Raw genomic sequence first — 21928 nt, forward strand, 5'->3', positions numbered from 1 at the left:
TTTATGTTGGCTTAAACCAACCAGTTTGTGCGGCTAATGAAGGCAGTCTAGATACAGCACATATTACAAATATGCGCCGGCTCTTTTCACCCAATTGACATTTGAAGGTCAAAATCAACTTCTTCAAGCTGTATTTTATATCGGAAGTTGGGAAATGTTGATTAGGTCCGCTTCAAGTGCCACCTTAGCACCCACTTCTTCTAATCGGGCATCCAAAAATTGTCGGTAAGAAAGAGCTTGTGGATTGTGTTTTTTAAAAAGCTCGTACGCCCAAGGTAAAAGAGCTTTGACCTTGTAATTGGCGGAAGTCATACGATTACTAACATTCCAAAATCGGAGGGTTTGTTCATCAAAGATTGCTTGGTCTTCCGGCAGGGAATAATCGCGCCCTTCAATGTAATCAGGATAGAAATACCCTATTTGTGCACCTTTCAGCCACAACGAGATATTATCTGTTTCTGGCTCTAAGGATTGGAAATAATCGAAGAGCAGAGCCAGTAAACGCAGCTGGTTATCGAAGCTAGAATCCACTAGTAGTTTCGCAGTGGTTTTCGTTTCGTAGTACTTTCGTTTGTTATGCTCGTAGTAAGTAGCCACGTCTACATCCTGGTGCAGGAAGTCCAAGAAGAAAGCCTGGAAACCTCCTCCCGTAGTGCGAATGATGTTCGGCCAAGCGCCATAATTATACTGCTCATAGAGATAGCTTTCCCGGTCTTGTACAGTGCAGTTTCCCCACAGTAAGAGCAAGGACTGTAGTGTGCGCCTGTTTGATAAGCGGTTCAATCCCAAGGCAAAATAGCGCTGGTGGACGCGTTGCACATTCTGCAGGTTTGTCGTGGCTAAGGAATCGCCTATAAATAAGTGACCGACCTGGCCCTGATTGTAGGCATCATCTTCCAGCTGACCGAGCAAGTGTTCCATCTCTGGGCGGTCAGCTCCCGCCAGTTGGTACAGCATAAGCTTTTGCTTTTCTTCCGCCGGTAACAAAGCCAAGGATATACGCCGGCTGATCGCAATGTCAATCAAGCCTGTGATATCGCCTGTTTCCGTTTTCCCCAACTCTTGCGCTAACAAAGTGGCTTCGGCGCAGAAATCAGCTAATGGCTGAAGGCCCGCTTGCCCTACTCGGTCCAGCCGTTGCACATTATAGAAATAGCGCGCAACCCGCGTCAGGTGTTCCCACTTATCGTCTTGCTGCTTGATTCGTTCCATGCAGTACGCAAGGACGGGGAGTAGCCGGAAAAGCTCTCTGGTGCCTAGCCTAGCCGATTCCAAAGGGCCAGTTTGCGCCAGCCAAGAGAATGGGAGGAGCCCATTGGGCACCAGCCCTACGGTCTTGCTATTAGGCAGCGGAAACAGCAAACGCAGCACTTCCATAAGCCGGGCCGCGTTTTGCAGCGTAAAGCCCGTTGGCAGCTCCCGCGGAGTATCCTTAATCTGCAACGCTTGGCTAATCAGATCAGCAGCCCCCTGCTGCTCGTTCGCGATTGCAGGAGCGATAATCCGCAACCAGCGAAAGAACTCATTAAATCCCTGATCCGCATTGAGATTTTGGCCGCGGTGTTTCCAAAAAAAGTCTTGCCACTGCTCGAGTTGTAATCCCCAGGATTGCTTCAGTTCGGGGTTTGATTCCGTGGCTAGGAGCAGGGCCCGCTGATTTTCACCGGTGGACGTAATAAGCCCGGTAGAATTCAGGGACAAATACAAGTCTTCCCCCGGGCACGATCTCCGGTATCGAAGTACCAAAAACGCACGTAGTGCTGCAGAAAATGATAGTTCGGACCTTCTTGCTGAGGTTGACTCATTAAGTAGGTATAATTGTCAAGAATGTGCGCAATGGTAGGATCCTGCTCGTAGGCTCGCAAGTACCAGTATTGCTGCTTAATGGCTTCTTTAATTGCAATCCCTCCGATAGCCTGATCGGAGGGGAGGCTTCCAGGACAAAGGGGACAAACCGTTGCAAAAAGTCGTGCGTGGCCGCCCGTACCCGATAGTCTAGTCGTATTTTTCCAGTCGCCGACAGATAGTTCGTCTGAAAGCTGTCTTGCTTATTTTCCTGTACGGCGCGAGCCAGCAGCAGCAAATAGAGAGAGAGCAGCCGCTGTTGACCATCAATCAAAAAGGCCTTCCCCGTATAAGCAGAGTCGTGGTAAGCATAAATGAAGCCCATGTGGTGGCTGTAGCGTTGGCGCCGGTGATGCTCCAGAAAGGAGTCCACGACCGCTGGTAAAGCATCAGTACCGCTGACCTGTAGGTCCGGCTGGCGTTGCGCTTTGGCGAAAGTTGCCCGCAAAGAACCCAGCAGCTTGTCCAGCTGAGGTATGCTCCACACGTAGTCCCGCTGAATTTCGGGCACTAGAAACTGATCCGTTTCAGTAGACGTGAAAAGGTGATGTAGTGTAAAGCCTGTTGTCATGCAGTAGGGGTGAGAGAAGGCGTCGAAAATTCCTGCACCAGTCGCGCGAGTTGCTGGTCGAGGTAAGTGGCATGCGCACGGATGTCGGCCTTCGTCCAGTCGAAGGGTGAGGTCGATTCTGATAAAATCAGTTTACTGAAAACGCTAAAGGTATGGGGCGCCACAAAGCTGCCCTGGCGTACTCGCTGCATGAGGCGTCGGCGCTTTTCAGCGAAAGGCGCGTTGCTTACACTGGAGTTGTCACCGGAGGTGAGCAGGGCAAGATTACCCAAGCTGTGCAACAATTGATTATCCGCACGCAAGTATTGTTGCAGCTTCTGTGTTTCTTCTTCTGACCAAGTCTCCTGCATTAACAACTCCACAATGGCCGGGTCAGCCGGCTGCGAATCCTGGGCGGCGAGGGCGAGGAGGGACTCGCGTGTCCCCACCGGGGCTTGCTCTTCAGCCCAGGCAGGATGTTGTGGGTAAATGTGTTCAAGGCTCCACTTTTCAGCGCTAAACCGGGCGAAGTCAAAGGGATAGCTATCGGCTTTTTCATCGTCGTTCCCTTTGCTTCTTTCTGGAAAGACGTTCAGTAACAGCAGCAAATCGAATGCTTTCTCCGAACCTGCATCGTAAGAAAGGGCGGCTAGGTCACTTTTTAAGCACGATAATTTGCCGATTTCTTGCCGCAAGAAAGTACGAGGACCGCCGGCGAGCAGTTGTTCTTCGGCCGTTATGCGCTCCATTAACTCGCCTTTTTTCTCGTATCGCTTGCTGGCCTGCAGCGCGCCCAATTGGTTGTGAATGTCTGGAGTATTGAACCAATCGTGAAGCAGCCCACTCAAGAGTTGCAGCTCGATGAAGCAATCCTCAGCGGTGGGGGCCTGCGCTCCGAAGCTAAGCAGGTACTCAAAAAATTCATAGAGCGCAAAACCAGGGCCTGCTGCCGCGTCACGGTGTGGAACCAGGGAGCGAACGGCGGGGAAAGGAGCCGCTTTTCGCAGGGCCACTAGGCGTAGTAATTGCCATAGGGCATGTTCCGTTTTCAAGCCGTACAGCACCCGTACCCCGGGCAGCTGTAACCAACGAGCTATTTCGTCCCACTGGCGGCCTTGGGACGCGCGGAGCTCCTGCACCTGCTGAAAGGAAGAAGAGACGCTCCGGCTGGCCCGGGTCAGTAAGAGCCCCTTGACCAGTTCGGTGTCCGTTAAAGGCACGCGGTTGCTATTCAAATCGCTGAATACGTCCTCGCTGCTGATCTCTTCTTCAATTACGTTGGCAATCAACCGGCAGGAGTCAGCAACGTACAGCCCAAAGGCCGCCGCCTTAGGCCGCCGCTGCTCATCCTGCAAAAAGCTGCTAATCTTATGGGCCGCTTTGTATAGGTAGAAAATGTCCTGCTGGTCGCAGTCAAAGCTCGTAACGTTGAAGCTAGCTTCTAGAAACGCTTCCCATGAGGGCGCCTCTAAAAGTTTATGAATATTACCTTGATACACAAACTCTTCTAGAAAGTGGTCCCGAACAGCGTACTCTAATTTGCCGGCTGCTGATCCCGATGACGGGCCTGAATTTTCAATAAAAGCAAATCCAGCTCCGGCTCCATCTCCAAGGGTTTGCCGCAAAACAGCAAAAAATAAGCTCAGGGTAGTAAGGCGCTGTTGCCCGTCGATAACCTCTAGGGCCGTCCGACCCTTTGACATCAGGGCGGGTTTGAGTGTCAAAAATTGCAGGTAGTAATCGATCGGAATCCCGTCCCGGCGAGGTGCCTCAAAAGCCCGCCACAAGTCGGCCAACAACTTGTCTACCTGGCCAACTGGTGGCCCCCCCAGCTGGTTAGAGACGGGGGCAGCTGCTTCTGCAGTGCCCGATTCCCACTTGTAACCACGCTGATAAGCAGCAATCAGGTACTGGGAAGCATGATGATCCGGCAAGCAATCCGTGAAAATTCCGCGGATGGAGTAAGTTAGGTTCCGTTGGGCCATGAAGATAGAATTAATACGTAACCACGCCGCAAGGCTTCATGGTTGAGCAAACCTAGACATTGGGAAGCATACCCCTTAGATTAAATACGATTTATTTATTGAGGGTAATCAAATTGGGCTGAATTATGCCAGTATGAGGTATTCTAAATTGGATTTATTCAATGGCTTAAGTTACCGGAAACGGCTGACGACATTTCGCTATAAGGGGGACGTGAAAGTGGGCTGGTCTTGTGAAAATTGCTGAGCCTACGCCTATCTTGCAAGCGGTTCTTACTATCAAAACTGGCTTTTATGGATGTAGAAGAAGTACACGGAATATGTGAATCTTTAATTAGAGAAAATGCCTTACTATTTTAGATACTTGCGCCATTGCCCGGCTTGCTGTGCCGTCCACCACACGAGGATTAGCTTTGGTTTCTATCGCTCATCTATTATTTCATGCCGCAGTTTCTTCCCGCAATCATAGGTGAAGTAAGTAATGTAGCGTTCCTTTTTCGGAGGGATCTTGCTTAGAAGCACTGGGGCAATGGCCGGCAAGTGGATAAGCAGCAGCGGCAGAAGATAATAAGCATGCAACAACTGCCCAAAGGCTGCATAGCCGGTAGAAAGCATTCATACAAAAAGCCAACCACCAAAAGTGGCAAAAAGGACTGTAAGCACAAGTAAAAAAACGGGTCGATAAGACCCTAAAACCGGCTTATAAACCGAGCTGCAGCTACATCCTCTATGAACTGGGTGGCGCGCCGGGCCAGCTGCAGGGCGAATCCGGCGGCCGGCGGCAGACCAGGGAAACGTAAAGCCGCATCCTCCCGGATCACCCGCTGCAATCCAGGGGAGCGCAAGTAGTTCGTGTAGGCCGCTGCCAACAGATGGCTGGCTGCAGTTAGCCGCTCGTCGGATGGAACCCGGTCGCGCTTGACGTGCTGGTTAAACGCGCGGTCTACGGGCAACAAATTCCACAGCTCGTTGATGGGATACAGGGCCAGCGGGAGTAGGTGATCCAAGTCGTAGTGGTCCGGTTGGCTCAGCACTTTTTGCGTCCACGGACAAGTAAAAGGTACCTGCTCGAGCATCAACACGTCCACCTGGTTGCGCTCCCAAGTAAGGGGCCGGCGGTTGTCCGGCCGGGCGGTGAGTAGGGTATAGGCGGTCCCACGCGCACAGCTAGTCCCACCGACTTGCGATACACTTTCCGTGAACAAGCTCCACTCGTGCAAACTGAGCGCTTCGACGTACAGTGACAACCGGCTAAAGGCCTGCCAGAGGTCTGCTTTTACTACCACGCAAACCTCCTCCGGTCTGGTGCCCGGCAGCGGGTAAATTGAAGGGAGCAAGTCAAGTAGCCGAGCTGGTTTGGCAAACACCGTCCAATGTCCCACGCCGGCGTGCTTTACGGGCATGCTGATGGCCAGCTTAACGGTGCTGATGGCGTCTACATAAGCCTTCAGCAACGCCGAAGAGTAGAGCGCCCGGCGCCGGGGCGTTCGCATTTCCGAAATCAGGAAAAACCCATCAGAGGGCAGAAAGCCTACCTGCCCCTCGCTTTGCCACACCTGCTGCAGGCGCGTTAGGGCGAGGCGGAAACTCATATCGTTGCGCACTACGCCCTCGCGAACCGCTCGGGCACCCTGGTAGATGGGCGCCGCAGGGTCGGTGAACGGCCAATAGTAGCCTACCCATAACTCGGCCAGGTGCCGTAGGGGTACGGCAACGTCCCGAGCTTGATGCCCGAGCTCCGGGTGCAGCAGTACCACGTCATTTAAGGCCCGTAGCAAGGCAAGCTTGTAGCTGGTGGTTTTGCTGTCGTGCTTGAGGATGGTGGCAATGACTTGCTCACCGCTAAGAAAGGCCATTCGGTGAGCGCTAATCAAAGGCTAGAGCCTGTTGGCTGCTGTAAGCGCGTGGAAGGGACTTCACCTCGGGCACGGCGTTGCTGGCCTGCAAGGCCCGGGTGGCATCAGCTTGCGATGAGGTTAAGTAGGCGTACATGGCTTCCTCCACCGGATGGTCCATAGTGAATTGAAACTTGACCACGGGCACGGTGCCGCCCCCTCCGCTGGGCAACGTACCCGCTTCCCAATGGACGGGTTTTACGTCCCCCATGTAGTAGAAGTCCAAGCCTTCGTCGTTGCTTTTCTTAACGAACAACGGCAGCCGTAGGCCGTTGTGCGGGGCTTGCGCAATCTTCTGAATTTCCGGGCTGTTGAGGCTCCGGTTGGACTTGGACATCCAATTGAACTCGTGCGTGCTGATAAACCCGTCCTCGTAGTTCGTACTTTCGGCGATGTCCTCGGCTTTGTGGTAGTTGACGAACAAGGGACAAGTACGGTCCTTGATTTTGTAACCGTACACGGTGGAGCTTTCGTCCTTGGGCCAGTTCAGGATGCGGCAGACATCGCGGCGGGTATACTTCTGATAGAGAAAGAACCCGCTGCTGAACGGCGAGGTCATAAAGGTGCGGTACCGAGCTTTCGCAAAGTCTAGGGCATCCTGCAGAAACCGCAGGAACACCGGCTTGGCTACCATGATGGCAAAGGCCGGGGCGAAGCCCAAGGAGGCCCCGTGCTGGGTAACCACGGGCTTGGGCTTGCCCACGAAGTCGAAATTGAGGTTGCGCACGCAGGAATCGAGCGTAGCTGGGCTCGGGGTAGGTCCGTAGTAGGGCTCGAGGGCAGCTCGTAACTCCGCGGTTGACACCCGGTCCTGTTGCAACAGCAGGTCCAAAATGACTACTTCATCGATGCGCTTGGCATTGGCGAGGTGGGTGGCGATCAAGGCCAACACCTCCTGCTCTTCGGGTGTTAGGGCGCCCACCAGGCCCTTTTCCAGGCCCGCGGCAAAGTTGAAGAAGGAACCTTTGGCGCTCACGTACAGGAAGGGGTCGCGACCGGCGTGCGCCAAGAAATCCATCATCAGGGGTGACCGCCCGAGGATGGATTTGAGTAAGTTGTAGGCGTCGACCAGGTCGCGGTGACTGTTGAGCCGGGCCGCGTCGATGGAGGCGTAAATCTGCTCCTGAGCGATGCGGTCAAAGTTGATGGTGGAAACGCCGGGCAGTAGGCTGCTGCCGGCCGCCAACAGCTTGCGGAGCGTGTCTTTGTTGTAAGTAGTGTCCCCAAACAGGGCAACCGGTACCAGGTAGTTGTTGCGGTAGTTGCCGATGAAGTCGAGTACGGTGAGGTATTCCTTACCCATGGTCTTGCGGAGGCCGCGACCGAGTTGCTGCACGAAAACAATGGCCGACTGGGTGGGCCTTAGCAAAATCACCTGGTTCAGCCGCGGGATGTCGATGCCTTCGTTGAAGATGTCGACCGTTAGCAAGTAGTCGAGGCGAACCGATGCGTCGTCGCTTTCCAAACGCGTAATGGCCGTGCTGCGCTCGGTATCCGTGCTCTTACTATTCAAGTTGACGGTGCGCAGCCCCCGGGTGTTGAAGGCGGCGGACAACACCTCGCTTTCTTCGTTGCTGCGGCAGAAAATCAGCCCCCGCACCGGGCCCGTGTCGCAGCCGTAGAAGGCGGCTTGCGCCAGTATGTGGTTGATGCGGTCCTCGGCGACGAGCAGCGCGAAATCCGCGACTTCCGGCATGGGTTCGTTGTCCACAGTTAAGTCCGTGAGGCCGAAGTAGTGGAAAGGGCAGAGCATGTCTTCCGCCAAGGCGCGCTGCAAGCGAATCTCGTAGGCGATGTTGTGGTCAAACTGCTGGAAGATGTCGTAGCCGTCCGTCCGCTCAGGGGTGGCCGTCATGCCCAGCAGGAATCTGGGACGGAAGTGGGCCAGGATACGCTGGTAGCTGTCGGCGCCGGAGCGGTGGGTCTCGTCAATGGTGATGTAATCGAATTGGTCGGGGGCGAAACGCTCTAGGTGGTGGGTTTGCGCCAACGTCTGAACCGTGCAAAACAAGAAGTCCGCCGTGGTATCCTGCTGACGCCCCGAGTACAAGCTCATGGTTTTGTCCGGGCCAAACACGCGCTGGAAGGTCTGGAGCGCAGCTTCCGCAATGTTGAGGCGATGCACCACGAACAAGAGGCGGCCAGGCTTGACCTGGAGGGCGTCAAAGGCGGAAAGGTAAGTCTTGCCGGTACCGGTAGCCGAAATGAGCAGGGCTTTGCGCTGCCCCTGGGCCCGCAGCGCCGCCAGGCTCGCCAGGGCCTCGACCTGCATGGCGTTCGGTACGGGTTGGACGGTAGGGAGCGCGGCCTGGGCTGCGACTCGGAGGGCTTGCGCTTGGTAAACTTGCTGGTAGGCTTCTATGAAGGCCTCATCCACCGGCGTGGCTTCGGCGAACTCCTTGGCAAACTCGGCTAGGGTGTGGTGCATGAGCTCACCGTGTCCGTTCGCCGATACTTGCAGGTTCCACTCTTTGTTGGTCTTCAGGGCGCCGGCCGTGAGGTTGCTGCTGCCAATCAGCAAATCGTACGCGCCCACGCCCTTGCGAAACAGGTAGCCCTTCGCGTGAAAGTTGCCCGTGGTGGCGATTTTTAGCGTGATGTTGGACAGCTGCAGCAGGGCCTGCAGCGCTTCCGGCTGGGTGAAGTCCAAGTATTGGGAGACCAGGACCCGCCCGGGGATGCCGCGCCGTTCCAACTCCTGCAGGGTGCTGAGCAGGGTGATAACGCCTTGTTTGGTAGCGAAGGCCACTGTAAACCAAAACTCCTCGCATTCGCCCAGGTGCCGGAGCACGGCGCTGAGCACTGTTTTGCCGCGCGCCCGGTCGTTGACCAGAAGTTGCGGCAGGTACTTGTCCTGCGCCGGGGTGGTGTGGTCGAGGAAACCCCGGGTTAGGCTAGCGAGTAGGGGAGATGACATACGGGCCCGGTCTAAGCTTGAAGTTTAGCAACCAGAGGTAGGTCGGCGGCAGCCCAATCAAGGGAGTCCAGCTGTTCGCGGCGCAGCCAACGGTATGCTACGTGCTCATGCAAGGTAAGCTCAGCAGTGAGCGCGGTGCAAAGAAGGCCGTGCATGGTGATGCGGAAATCGGGATAGTCGTGCTCGACAGTGAGCAGGAGTGAGCCGACTTGAATACCTAGACCCAACTCCTCTTGGATTTCACGTACCAGGGCGGCTTGCTGCGTCTCGCCAGCCTCCACCTTGCCCCCGGGGAACTCCCACTTGTGGGCGATGTAATCGTACTTGCTGGGGCCGCGTTGGAGGCAGAGGAATTCGTCGCCGCGTTGAATGATAGCGGCCACTACTTCGTGATGTTTCATAGAGGGGGAATAGCGGCAGCAAGATAGGCCCGTACGGCGGGCAGTAAGCTACTTGCTAAAGCTTGGATGTAATTTTCTTTTGATTGTCGTTGTCCCCTAGGTTATTAATCATTGTCTGGGGAAAACGACCGCAGATCCGGCCAGTTAACACGGGTAAAGCTTGTATTATTAGACTCCGTTTTACCGTCGAAGACTACGCCACCGTGATACTCACCAAAAACAAAGCTCTGGTTCCGTTCCTCGGCGATAAGCTGTCCATTATTCGAGGGCTGGACCCACTTGGGCTTCAGATCACTTCCGAGTCCACCTATGGGGTGCTGCTGCCGGGCTTAACCAACGTCACCCACCGCATTCGTTACTACGGCTTCCACTGCTGGTTGCTCGACCGGTTTGCCACCCACGTGGGCAAAGCCGATCCAAAGCAGCAGCAAGACTTTGTGCGGCGGGCTGAACTCATGGTGGCCCTACTTATCCGGCTGCTCGGCGCCAAACCACTCAACATCCCGGGCAGCGCCTTTGCCGATAAGATGATAGCCAGCAATACGGACAGTGTCTATCGGCTGGATGAGGGCGCCGATTCGCGGCCGGGTGGGAATCCAGAGACGTACTGGAAAGCCCGAATGGGGGCTTTTGGTCAGTACTACGCGGGCTCGATGCGGGCCCTGGGATTGGTGGGCACCAGCGCGGCTAATGACCAAGTTTTTGTGCGTACTAGTGAGCAAGCAGGGGGCATCAGCGGACAGCAGCTCGCAGCGGCTTTTGCGGATGGTATCCCCGAGCCGGTACAGCAGCTTTTCCTACGCAACATTGAGGCGGGCCTCTTTCGAGAAGCCGACCTGAAGATCCTAGCCCCGTACTTTGACCTCTCGCAGTTGCAGGCGGGCAGTGCGGAACAGGCGTTGTACTTGCAACTGCTAACGGGCGTGGACCTACCCTTACAGGAAGACTCTGCGTCCTCGCCTTTCCATCGAAAAACCTCCCTGCGGTTGGCTCTAAGCTACCTCCACCAAGACCAGGCGCGTACAACAAGGAAGTTCCTAGCCGACAACTACCTGGCTGCAGGGGGCGAGGCCGAGGAGCTCACTTTGCGCGGTTGGTACTTCTACCAGCTGAACGAGTACTGGCAGGTAGCGTGCAGTTCCGTGCTAGCGGCTATGCTGCGTGACCAGGATAAAGATGGTGGGTATGTTCACCTGCCAACTTTTCTGGTTCAGTTTACTGAGCAAATTGGCGCGCAACTGCAAGAGGTGGTGCCCGGCTTGGAAATAAACAAACCGCTCAGCGCTTTTTTGGAGGGCGCTGACCTTCAATATCAGGAAGAGGAGCACTACGCCGTTATTTGTCGGGAATTGCTGGATTACGTAGAGCCCGCGGCGCAGGCGGCGGCCGGTCTGGCCCTAATTGGGCTGATTTACCGCCGTAACCACGCCCACTTTCTCGAGTTGCGTCAATATGCCAAAGAACGTGATTTGCTGCGCGAAGGCAACTTCTTAGCTTATTCACAGCAGCTGCTCGCCAAGCGTGATTGGACAATGACGGAGTTTGTCCATGATTTTCTGCACCGGGACATCGTTCTGCGGCATCAGTACGTGTCGATGCGCAAGATGGGCACCGGCCAGCAGTCCAGCCAAAAGTTTGAAGTGGAAGGGGAGTGGCTACGGCGCACCGACACGATGAGTGCCCGGTTTTCGGACCCCCGCCTGGACGTGTTGCTGCTCATGGCTGCCGACTTGCACCTTATTGACCAAGACAACGTGCTGACGGCTCAGGGCCGGGCCCAGATTGCTTAAGCTCAGCTCCCATGACCTTTACCAGACAGAACATTCTAGATACCCTGGGTAAGGGGCGCTACCACTCTTGCGTGCTTACCTGCTACAGCTTCGACTTTCAGTTCTTCGAGCTAAGAGTCATGCGCCAGCTGCGGGCGGCGGGCATCCAAAACATCCTGGTACTGACCGACGGCCCGTTCCTAGAATACCTAGCAAGCACCGCTTCCGGCCGAGAGTTTCAAGAATCCATTGGGTTTAGCATCTACCCGATTTACCGGACCCAAGGCGTGTTTCACCCCAAGGTGTCGCTATTCTTTGGCGCCAAAGAGGGCCTGTTTGCCATCGGATCGGGTAACCTAACCGCCTCGGGCATGGGCAACAACGACGAAGCGTGGGGATGCTTCCACGTGGCCGACTCAGCGGCGCCCAACGCCACCCTTTTTGCCGATGCCTGGGGCTACGTGCAAGCGCTCACGGCCCCGCTGCAGGGCATGGCCGCCGTGAAACTGACCTGGATCAAGCAGTTCACGCCCTGGCTAACTCAGCTGCCGAAGGCCGAGCCGGGCAGCTGGCGCCCCTTAGATAATGGCCTGAAGGTGGCACTGCTCACTAACGGGAGGGAAGGAGTCCTGCAGCAGGCGCTGGTGCTGATTGGGCAGCCCGTGGTGAAGCGCCTAGTGACGGTTTCGCCCTACTACGATCAGGCGGGCGTGGCATTGAGTCAGCTTCGGGCCTCGTTTCCCCAAGCCCGCCTACAGTGCGTGGTGGAGCACCGCTTTGGCTTGCTACCAAAAAAGCTGGACCCGCAAGTGGCCAGGGGCATCACCTTCCACAAGTGGAAGGAATGCGGCCCCTCGATAGCCGATCACGTCACTCGACTGCACGCTAAGCTGGTACACTTTACCACTGACCAGGGTGAGTACTTGCTACTGGGCAGCGCCAATGTGACCGCAGCCGGCATGGGAGGGAACGGTGTCCAGCCCGCCAACGAAGAGGCGAGCCTCTTGCTGCACCATCTCAACGGGCAGTACTTAGTCGGCTTAGGCATCAACCCGACGGGCGAGAACAAGATGACTTTGGAAACGCTCCAGAAGCTGAAGCCGCCGTTGGGCATCGAGGAGGAAGGGAGCAGCAGCCATTTCGCCAAGCTGCCGGTGGGCATTGTGCTGGCCGAGATTGAGCAGCACACGTTGACGTTGCACCTGGCTCAGGAGCCGGCCGACAAGTACCCGGTGACGGTGCGACTCTACTCAAAGCAAGGCTTTTGGCAGGCATCGGAGGAGCCAGTGCACCTAGTTAATCCGCTTCGACTGGTATTTCCAGAGGTGCCGGATACGGTGAACATGGTGGAATTGTGGGATGAGGCACAGGCCGTGGTGGGTCGGCAGTTTGTGCAGCACCCAGCAAACCAGCAGCAATACTGCCCGGACCCTAACCGGCAAAAGCTGCAGCTGGGCTTCGACGCCTTAACGGACTCGGGGTTAGAGGGCTTCGCCGAGGTGCTGCTGGATATGGTGGACTTAGAGCGTAGCGTGGCCCTAACCAAGGTAGGGGGAAACGAGGCCTCGCTCAAAGAGGATACCACGGCGAGAGTATATGAAAAACTCACCCCCGAAGAATTTAACCGGCAAAAGCAAGAAGAACTACTCCAGCAGCAGCGGCTGCTGAACTCGCCCGAGGTACACATTAGCAGTTTTCTCAATGCCCTGAGCAAGCGGCTGCTTATCGGCACGGCCGCTGAGGGCTACCGGGAAAGCAACGAGCAAGGCATCGACACGGACACAGACGAAGGCGACCAGAACACCAGCATTGACGTGGAAGAGGAGCTGCGAAAGCTACAGGCGGCGCAAAATGGCCAGCGGAAGAAGAGCATCGAACGGTTCCTGGACCGGTTGAGTAAGCAGCAAACGCAGCGGCTGGCCGCGGCCGCGGCCAGCGAAAAACCGCAGGCCATCCGGCTGACACCCCTGACCTTGATCGACTACGCTTACTTCAACATCGCCCTGCACGTGGCCGTGAAGTACATCGGGAATTCGTACTTGCTGGAAAAGGAAGGCCGCCAAGTGAAGGCTTACTTCTTGCCTGATAAAGGGGAGATAGATGACCCCAAAACCTTTAAAGGGATTTGCTCCCTCATTGGCAACTTTTTGTTGCAGTGCACCGCCGGCAAGGAGCAATATGCTGAACCACTGTCCGAGCACGAAAGCCAATTAGCAGAGATGCGACAAAACTGCTTCGAGATGAGTCTATTTCTGGTGCTCAACGCCCCTTGGCGAGCGAACGAGACCGGGATGCGGGACATTCTTCTCGCGAATATTCTACACTACCTTCGCCCTGCCGGCTGGTTGATTCAGGATCTACCTAAGCATCTAACCAAAAGCTTTGAGCACCTGCTGTCCCAAGCAAAATTCGGGACAGCAGCGGGTTCGGTACTGCTTTATCAAATCTTGCCAACCCTTGGGGCGCGAGTTCAGGCTTTACAAGCGGCACTGAACTTGTCAGCGGGTGAGCGCACTTTTCGCAGTGCCTTACAGACGCAGGTTGGAGATTGGGTATTTAGTAGCAAGTTGGGTATCTGCACTGTGGGCAATAAGTATAAAGGTGCGAACAACTTAGCCATAACCTTATTGCATCCTGGATTTCTAGCCCAAAAAGAGGGTGCCAGAGGCACTTATCGGTACGAGCTTATGCCAGGAACAAAATTACTAGTGCTATAGAGCAGCTAACGCCATTCTTTTTCTGCTTACCAGTTCAGTAAAGTGGTTTTCTCGGTATTTATTAAGCTTGTTAGTGTTTGATATCACCTGTGAAAGTAGTATGCCATTCTAGTTCCTTTATAGTAGTAAGGCCTATTCCAAATTGCTTAAGCAATGAAGCAGGGTCACCTAATTCAATACCATATAGGAAAAGATTGCAGAAATCGCTGTATAAATCCTTTGTCTTTATTAAAATAATACAAGCAATAATGAACCTTGGGCATCTGTAAGCATCATCAACTCCGCGGGCAAAAAGCACATTTTAGTAGAGCTGGTGAACAGACCTGCTAGGCTGAATGGCTGGCTTATCTTTTCGAAGCCCTTGGCTGAACCCGTCAGCCAATGGAAAATTCTTCTACCGAGTGGCTTATACTAGGGTCCGAGCCCTCGATTTCTGCAGTAAAGGCCAGTAGGGTGAGATTGTGAACACTGGTGGCATGAGCTTTAGCCAAGTAGGCATCTCGGCTTTCGTCTTTATGCGGGAATAAATTTGCCAGCCTAACTTCGGCTTTATCTTCCTTATCAAAGTTTTGCTTACCTATCATTGCGTAACGCCATACCAGATTGGAGTGCCAGTTATTGCTGCTGTCAGTTTTGAGGCAGCCATCTGCGCCGAAGTAATTACGGTCTTCGTCGCCGGTGGAGCGGCATATCTGTGGGAAAACGCAAGCGCCATTTTCCCACAGATATGCCGCTGAAGGCACTGGTGTACCTGATAAGGCTTCCAATGTGTTTCCCCAGTCTCAGCGCCTTTGATTATTGTATATAACAATAGTCTACACGATTTTAGGGTCAAGCCATATTACCAAGGGAGCCAGAAACTCAATCAGCTGACGTAAATTCTTCGGTTCGGGTCGGGGCCATTTGGCTGGCTGGGTATAGTTAAGCATGATTAAGGAATAGGCAATCAGCTTTGATTTGCCAAAACAGCCTGCTCTTCGGCGTAGCGTAAATGGTTAAGAGCAAGTAGGCCCTCAAGTATTTCACGACGGGCAGCCGGGCTGATAGTGAAGCGAATGCGGTCGTTCTCTGGTAGATATTCTTGGGCATGAAAGCCATGATCCAGGTCTATATCGGGCCAACCATAAGCATAGGCAACTTCTTTATCCATCTGGCAGTGCAGACTGCGCAGTTCTCTAAATCGGGTGCATAAATCTTCAGCAAGAATCCGGTCATTCAGTTTAGCAGCTTTAGCGATGGCAGTAGCTGTGAGGTCTGGTGTGTGGAAAAGGTTATACGTCTTTGTTAATCCAAGATTAAGGTCCTGCATCAGCTGTTGACGGAAGGTATAATATGTCAAGCCAGCTTCATGCATTTTTGGGGTGAGTTCAGGGAAAGGAAATGTTTCGAAAATGCGGTTGTTAGCATAAATAAGATCTGCTCTCATACTTGTTCGATATTTCCATGCCCACGATAAATGGAAGTTCGACTGCATCAAACCAAAAATTCCATAATCAGAAAATCGGAAAACGATGAGTTTAGCGTCCAATACGTTTTTTGTTGATGCAAAATCAAGAGAGCCTAGTTTTGATGTATGCGCTGTAACTAAGCAATGTTCAAGATCTTGAATTGCACGGTAAAGTTTAGGCCTCTTATCAGCATAGATCCACCATAATTCAGGCAGTGGGCTCCTCAATACATACTCACCATTCTCATTAAGTCGTTGTCGTTCTGGCCTAACAAGTTTTTCAACAATAGACAAGCATTCTGGATAATCTTCTGCAACTTTTCCATTGTAGTCAGGAGGAGCTGTAGCCACAACGTTACCCTTACTAATTCTTAATTCGATACGTTCACGCTCCTCGGTAGTAAGCTCCTCCCATTCAGCAGAAGAAAAACGTCGTAATGGCCAGTCGTGGAAGTTGATTACCCAGCGGCTTGGACTTTGATCTGAGGAAGAATTTAAGTCATCGCCGTTGAGGTATGGATAAATAACAGCGCTATTTTCTGGATTAGTATCGATTAAATGCCTGGCTGTTTCTGGAGCGAGTATAAATCCTGTTCCAAGCACTATTGAGCCCTGGAAACATTGATTAGCATTCGACTTTAAGAGATAAGGGTCAATGCCATTTTCATCGTCGTCTAGATAAGAAGTAATTTGAGGCACTGTCTTCCCATCTAGAAGGGCTGGCCAGCTATTAAGGGGAGCCCGTTGTAGAGTTATGAGGGAAACTTCCACGTTGGCTCTCCCAGGCCATTTCATCGAACGTACTGCATGGTGTATACGTCCTCCTTCATCCAGTAATACAGCTAAGCCTCCTTCGCGAGCATCACCCTGAGCGATGGTATTAGTTGAGATTAGGCTCAAAATGCCTCCTGGCCGTAGGAGGCGAAAAATGCGTCGGAAGAAATAAGTGACCAAATCTACAGCACCAGCTGGGGCATATTCTGTAGTGACCCAATTAAGAAACGCATCTCCGTAAGCTCCTTTTAGTCCCCGATTACCCAAGAACGGTGGATTACCTAGTATTAAATCAAATCCTCCATGTTCAACCAGCACATCTGGAAATTCGATGAACCAATGAAAAAAACGACGTTCAATACTTACTTCTGTAGCTAAATCTGTTGCGGCTGTATGCAGCTCTTGGGTACCGCGTAGATATCGACGGTAATCGGCGTCCGTGAGTAATAAGTGGGCATTATTGGCAGTCTTTGGAATGAAGAAAGGTGCCACCTGTAAATCAGCCAGCTGACCTAGTCGGAAGGTACTTGCCTGTTCACGCAAGGCACGATACGCTACGCCCTTAGCCTCCACCTCTTCGGCAGTATGATCAGGCATCTGGCGTAGATGCTCGTAGGCCACACCTAGGTTCCTGACATCAGTGCGGGACGCGGGCTCAAATTCAAAAGTAGTTTGGTTGGCCACAGTGCGCTCCTGCCTATTACGACTGCGTAAGGCGCTGGCAAAAGGCTTGTCGTCACCTTTCAGAGAAGCGAATGCCTCGGTGGCGATGCCACGTGACAAATCTTCAGGGCGCGTCAGTCCTACGATTGCATTGCCACAGCGTATGTGGTGGTCAAGAAAGTCAAGTGGCTCACCAGGGTTATGGGCTTCGAGCCACAGCGCCACCTTGCAAAGTTCCACGGCAAGAGGATTGTAGTCGGTACCGTAAAGGCATTGGCTGATGACTTGCCGTTGAGCTGCTCGTCTCGCGTTAGGTGACGGCTGCTCTTGACCCGTTTGTATCCGGGCTAGTTCGGTAGCTAACCGCCGCGCCGCGGAGAGCAGCATATGTCCTGAGCCGCACGCGACATCGGCAATGCGTAGACTTAGCAATGCATCGGTTTGAGCAATTTGAATGGCTTTGCTTTCAGCTTCCGTAGGTATGGCTCGTCCCTTAGTAGCCGGGCGTACCCCTTCTGCTGCTTCTCTCAGCTTCTCCTGAATCAATAAGTCGAGCGAATGCTGCAATAGGGGCTGTACCAGCGCCTCAGGTGTATAATGTGAACCGGAGGCAGCGCGTGCCTTACCAGCAGCCAGTGTATAGCGCCATGGCATAGCGTGGGTGGGTGGCGCGACAATGGCGTCGAACTCCAAAAGGCCTTCGTATACCGAGCCGAACTCTTCTACGTCGAGTGCCCCATAGTTCACGCGAGTATGTTGCCGAGTGGTCGGATTGTAGAAGCGCGTAAGGTTACGCAGGCAGTCGAGCAACACCTCGTTACGTAAGTCAGCGTTGGCTATAGGTCCCAGTGCGCTGCGGCCAAACAGGTCGCCAGCAAGGGGGATAGGCCTAAAGGCTGGCCAGCCTGTCCACTCTCAAAAAGCTGGAAGGTTTGGCGTAGCCCTGCCCACAAGTCATGGAAGGTCTTAGAATCTGCTGGTAGATACGGATTTTCGCAGAGGCGCCGAAGCTTTTGTAGTGAGTAATATTTCTCGTAAACCTCGCGATGCGTAGGGTTTGCTGTTTCAGGAAAGAGCAAGTCGCGCTCTTCCGTCACTAGCAAGAACAGAAATCGGTATATCAGCCGCAGCAGGTGCTGGTGATAAAGCGCGGCGGTAATTTTACCGCTAATCAGTTGTGTCCGCAGTTCATCGTTATCAGGATGTTGGAGAAAGCCATTGCCGAGCGCCAGGAGCGAGTTGTACACAGCTGCGCTCAACCGTTCACGAATGCGTGCGCCAGCTTCTAGCGCATCTTGGTGGTATCGCTCAATCAACGACTCTGCTCCCTTGCCCTCGGCAGTAGGCATTCGCGAGGCGTGCAATAGGCGCCAGAGCAGTGCAAAATCTGCAAAGTGTCCTTCAGTGAACATCCGCTCCAAGTCGAACTCTACGTATGAGAGCCTCACCAACCGGCTGCTGTCACGCAGCAGTCGTAGCTGCAGACCGTTTGACAAAAGGCCGTAGAGATGCTCAGTTAGATTCAAGTATTCCTGCACCAGCCCATGGGGAGTGGGGCGACGCCCGTTACGCCCGTCCGGGCGCGTATCTAACTCATCACGCGCACTCACTAAGTGCAAAGGGAGGCCAGCTCGACGAGCGTCAGTGTGCGATATAGCAAATTTCTTCTCACCCGCGGTGGGGGACGTGGTAAGGGGCTGCGCATCGTAGCCAAGCAGGCCCAGCAACGGTAATAGCCATTGACGACGCGTTTCGGTGGTCGCACTTCGGTCGTCGGCTAACGCATCAAGGCGACGGCGGAAGATGCGCCAATAGTCGTTAGCATCTGCCCAAGCACGTAGAATCTCGTCTTTGACCAGCTTGTTGCCGAGGGGTAAACCGAAATCGGTGGGCTTCTGACCGGCAGCCGCGCCACTTTCTAGTTGGTCTAGTAGCTCCGCTGATAGAATAGCGCCTTCGATTTGAATAGTAGGGAAGCGCATAGGGGAATAATAAGCGCGAAAAGTAAATGACAGCTTAAGTAGGCGTGAGTAGTTATGTCTTCGGTGGTAACAAGACATATTGACCCAGTACATCCATCGGCAGTACCGGGGTCACCACTTGGTAGCGCCCTCCCTGCACAACTTGTCTGAATCGCTCGTGTGCTTCCACTAGTTTAGCTGCGCGTGTCGTAGCTACTTCGTTAAATGATGGGACTAGCGCTGGAAGCTCATCGGCTGCGTCTTGCAATAGTTGCGCGGCAACGGGACGCGGTAGGTCGGCTTCTGGTACAGCCGTCAATAAAAGGATGTGGGCTTCTTCTGGCGTCAGTATATTGAATGCTTCGCCAGATGTTGGGTCACCTTTATAGCCCCAGATTAACATTTCCTCTGCTACTAATTGTTGCCGGCTTGACCGCTCCTCGATAACATTGCGTACCCGAAAGAGCAGCAGTGTAGTGCGTACAAGCACAGCGGAAGTGCGTACTACTGCTGCGCGTGCCGGAGCATCTTTTCGGTGGTGCAATGCACTAGCTAGGAGCTGTTGACATAGTTGTTCTACGAAAAGATGATTCCGCCCGAGATAATGAAATCCATCGGGGGTGGGCGATGCAAAGCACACCAGCAGCTGCGTAGGGGGAACCGTAGCTTCAGCACCAGGCAATGCCCCTCGCAGATTTTTAGGCAGGTTGGCAGTGTAGAGTGTATAAGTGTGCGCACCGCCATCGGTAGGCCGGGAAGGGTTACGCGTAATTTGGACGCCCAAAAGAGCTGGAAGTGCTTCGGTCACGAAAGCCTCTACCGCAGCTGGGTCACCTATAGCTTCATCGGCCTGCCTTAAGTCAGCCGCTACCTCGTGTGCCTTGATGGCATGCTGGGCGTAAAGCGAGCGAGAAAGCTTTTCAGCATCGATGGCTTTATCATAAGCGCTTCGTACAAGGGCCTTCTGCTTAGTTACTTCAGGTGCTTCTCCAAAATCGATGGTAAGCTGCGTAGCAAGTGCTGCGCGGCTTGCTGCTTTTGGATTCAGCAGTACAGCAGCTAAAACTGCGTCTAACACGCTTTCTGAGTCTTCTGGAAACGGGACAGTAATCCCAGTGTCCTTCCGTATCTCACGCACCTTGCGTAATAGTACACCCAATACAACAGAGTCGATATCGTTGTCCCGGCCATAGAGCAGGTATGCTTTTACAGTGGGCGCAGTTTGACCAAAGCGGTCTACTCGACCTTCGCGTTGTTCAAGGCGATTAGGATTCCATGGCAGATCGTAATGTAACACTGCTGTGAAACTATGCTGCAGGTTGATTCCCTCACTTAGACAATCGGTCGCTACCAATACCCTTAGGGGAGAGTCGGCCATCTGGTCTATGCGCTCGCGACGAACCTCATCAGGGTCTTCACTGGTGACAACCTCCACTCGCACTGCTTGGCTCCCTACTCGTGTCAATTCTTGCTTAAGCAATCCACCTAGATAAGTGGCGGTAGCAATGTAACGGCAGAAGATGACGGGCTGATAGCCCAGTTTGAGCCAGCTGTATAACAGCTTTATAGCCTGGGCTGCCTTATGGTCCGTTGATATGTTTTGAAGGCTTTCTAGCTGTCCGATGAGCCTGGAAAGCTTGGCGCGCTGGCTATCATTAATAGCAGCGCGGCTTATCACTTGACTAGGTGTAAAGTCTCCATCGAACTCATAGTCTTGGTCGAGTACTGGATTTGGGCCTTCGGCTTCTGTGGCCAGCTCCCCGTCATCGTTAGGCAGGTTACGCTGGCGGTTGCGCAGCATCTCTGCGCCGGCGGCCGGCGAGCTCATGACGCCACGCAATAATGCCAGGGCCGTCCAGTAATGAAACTTCTGTTGCCCGCCATGTAGTTCGCTACCGCGCTGGGCTAATTCCTGAGCCAGCTGTAGTACGTCAGCGTAAATACGTTGATATTCGGGGCTGAGCGCATATGATTCTTCGTCAGCCTCGCGCTTAGGAAAAGGAGTGTCCTCTCCAAGCCATTTCTCTACGTCAATACGCCGCCGCTGCACGAATAACCTTGCTAAATGCTGCTGATCCGCTTTACTAGCGTTAGGTAAATCCAGTGTTTCGAACTTCTTATCCAGTAACCCAAGCAGTGAACGGAACTCCTCTGGTTTGCCACTATGTGGAGTAGCTGTTAGTAAGACGAGATGTTGTTTAGCCCGTTTCGATAAGTCATGTACTAAATGATAGCGTTGCTGCTGGCTAACAAGCGCCCCGGCAGGCCGAGCCGCCGTATGCGCCTCATCTACAATCACTAGTTCGGGTGCGTGATGCAGGAATACGCTCCGCCTCTGGTCAGATTTTATGTAGTCAATTGAGATGACTTGAAATGGGTAGTGTTCATAAACAGGCGTATCCCCATCTACTGCCCGGTCAAGTCGAGCTTGCGTGTTAGAGCGGATAATCACTGCCTCTAGTCCAGCTTTATCGCGTAGTTCCTGCTGCCATTGTTCACATAAATGTGGTAGGCATACCACCGCGAACCGCCGAATTTCACGCCGTTCAAGTAGCTCCTTGATTATCAGAATAGCTTCAATTGTCTTGCCTACGCCCACGTCGTCGGCCACCAATAACCGCACCGCGTCGGGTGCTTGTCGCAGGGCCATGATCAGAGGCACTAGTTGGTAGGAGCGGGGGCGAAACGAGAGCCGTGCCAGTGACCGAAATGGTCCTGCCCCGCTTCGGAATGACAGTCGCGCCGCATTATAGAGCAACCGCGCCGAGGGGAAAGCCCCTAAATCCTCGGATTTTGGTCCTGGAAACGCGTGGGTTCTTACTTCATCGCCGGGCGAACGTAACGGCAGATAAATGCCGGTTGTTTCTGCTTCGTTGCCGCCCAATGGTTGCAGCAGCAATAGGTCAGGGTCGAGAGAAGGCATTACTACCCAGTCTCGCCCGCGGGCGTTGACTAGTGAGCCAGGTGCAAACTGCATAGATTGAGCAATCAGAAATTAGGGGTAGGT

Annotated in this window: 12 protein-coding genes; 2 read left to right on the plus strand and 10 right to left on the minus strand. The window is 53.7% G+C overall.

Annotated elements, in window-relative coordinates:
- Nucleotides 1–135: 135 nt before the first annotated feature.
- The 6 genes from H9L05_RS15680 to H9L05_RS15705 form a co-directional block, all read right to left on the minus strand.
- Nucleotides 136–1701, minus strand: coding sequence for a hypothetical protein (locus H9L05_RS15680; RefSeq protein WP_187731734.1), 1566 nt, complete (start codon nucleotides 1699–1701; stop codon nucleotides 136–138).
- Between the two features lie 103 nt (nucleotides 1702–1804).
- The gene (locus tag H9L05_RS15685) at nucleotides 1805–2416 is read right to left on the minus strand and encodes a GmrSD restriction endonuclease domain-containing protein (RefSeq protein WP_187731735.1); all 612 of its coding nucleotides are present in this window, start codon (nucleotides 2414–2416) and stop codon (nucleotides 1805–1807) included.
- Nucleotides 2413–4380, minus strand: a complete 1968-nt coding sequence (locus H9L05_RS15690) for a DUF262 domain-containing protein (RefSeq protein WP_187731736.1) — start codon at nucleotides 4378–4380, stop codon at nucleotides 2413–2415. Before H9L05_RS15690 ends, H9L05_RS15685 begins: the two co-directional genes overlap by 4 nt.
- Nucleotides 4381–5066: 686 nt before the next feature.
- A complete protein-coding gene (locus H9L05_RS15695; RefSeq protein WP_187731737.1) occupies nucleotides 5067–6233 on the minus strand; it encodes an HNH endonuclease domain-containing protein in 1167 nt (388 codons plus the stop codon).
- A 10-nt stretch (nucleotides 6234–6243) separates the two neighbouring features.
- A complete protein-coding gene (locus H9L05_RS15700) occupies nucleotides 6244–9189 on the minus strand; it encodes a DUF3427 domain-containing protein (protein WP_187731738.1) in 2946 nt (981 codons plus the stop codon).
- Between the two features lie 11 nt (nucleotides 9190–9200).
- A complete protein-coding gene (locus H9L05_RS15705) occupies nucleotides 9201–9590 on the minus strand; it encodes a (deoxy)nucleoside triphosphate pyrophosphohydrolase (RefSeq protein ID WP_187731739.1) in 390 nt (129 codons plus the stop codon).
- A 203-nt stretch (nucleotides 9591–9793) separates the two neighbouring features.
- Here H9L05_RS15705 and H9L05_RS15710 point away from each other — a divergent pair, with 203 nt between their 5' ends.
- A complete protein-coding gene (locus H9L05_RS15710; RefSeq protein ID WP_187731740.1) occupies nucleotides 9794–11380 on the plus strand; it encodes a hypothetical protein in 1587 nt (528 codons plus the stop codon).
- 11 nt (nucleotides 11381–11391) lie between these two features.
- Nucleotides 11392–14076, plus strand: coding sequence for a phospholipase D-like domain-containing protein (locus H9L05_RS15715; protein ID WP_187731741.1), 2685 nt, complete (start codon nucleotides 11392–11394; stop codon nucleotides 14074–14076).
- Between the two features lie 374 nt (nucleotides 14077–14450).
- Here the strand turns inward: H9L05_RS15715 and H9L05_RS15720 are convergent, their stop codons facing one another.
- From H9L05_RS15720 to H9L05_RS15735, 4 genes are all read right to left on the minus strand, one after another.
- Nucleotides 14451–14843, minus strand: a complete 393-nt coding sequence (locus tag H9L05_RS15720; RefSeq protein ID WP_187731742.1) for a hypothetical protein — start codon at nucleotides 14841–14843, stop codon at nucleotides 14451–14453.
- Between the two features lie 179 nt (nucleotides 14844–15022).
- The gene (locus tag H9L05_RS15725) at nucleotides 15023–17707 is read right to left on the minus strand and encodes an Eco57I restriction-modification methylase domain-containing protein (RefSeq protein WP_187731743.1); all 2685 of its coding nucleotides are present in this window, start codon (nucleotides 17705–17707) and stop codon (nucleotides 15023–15025) included.
- 89 nt (nucleotides 17708–17796) lie between these two features.
- Nucleotides 17797–18942: a hypothetical protein gene (locus H9L05_RS15730; protein WP_187731744.1), complete on the minus strand. Its 1146-nt coding sequence runs from the start codon at nucleotides 18940–18942 to the stop codon at nucleotides 17797–17799.
- 52 nt (nucleotides 18943–18994) lie between these two features.
- The gene (locus H9L05_RS15735; protein ID WP_187731745.1) at nucleotides 18995–21898 is read right to left on the minus strand and encodes a helicase-related protein; all 2904 of its coding nucleotides are present in this window, start codon (nucleotides 21896–21898) and stop codon (nucleotides 18995–18997) included.
- Between the last annotated feature and the right edge of the window lie 30 nt (nucleotides 21899–21928).

The organism is Hymenobacter qilianensis, assembly GCF_014489555.1.
GTDB lineage: Bacteria > Bacteroidota > Bacteroidia > Cytophagales > Hymenobacteraceae > Hymenobacter > Hymenobacter qilianensis.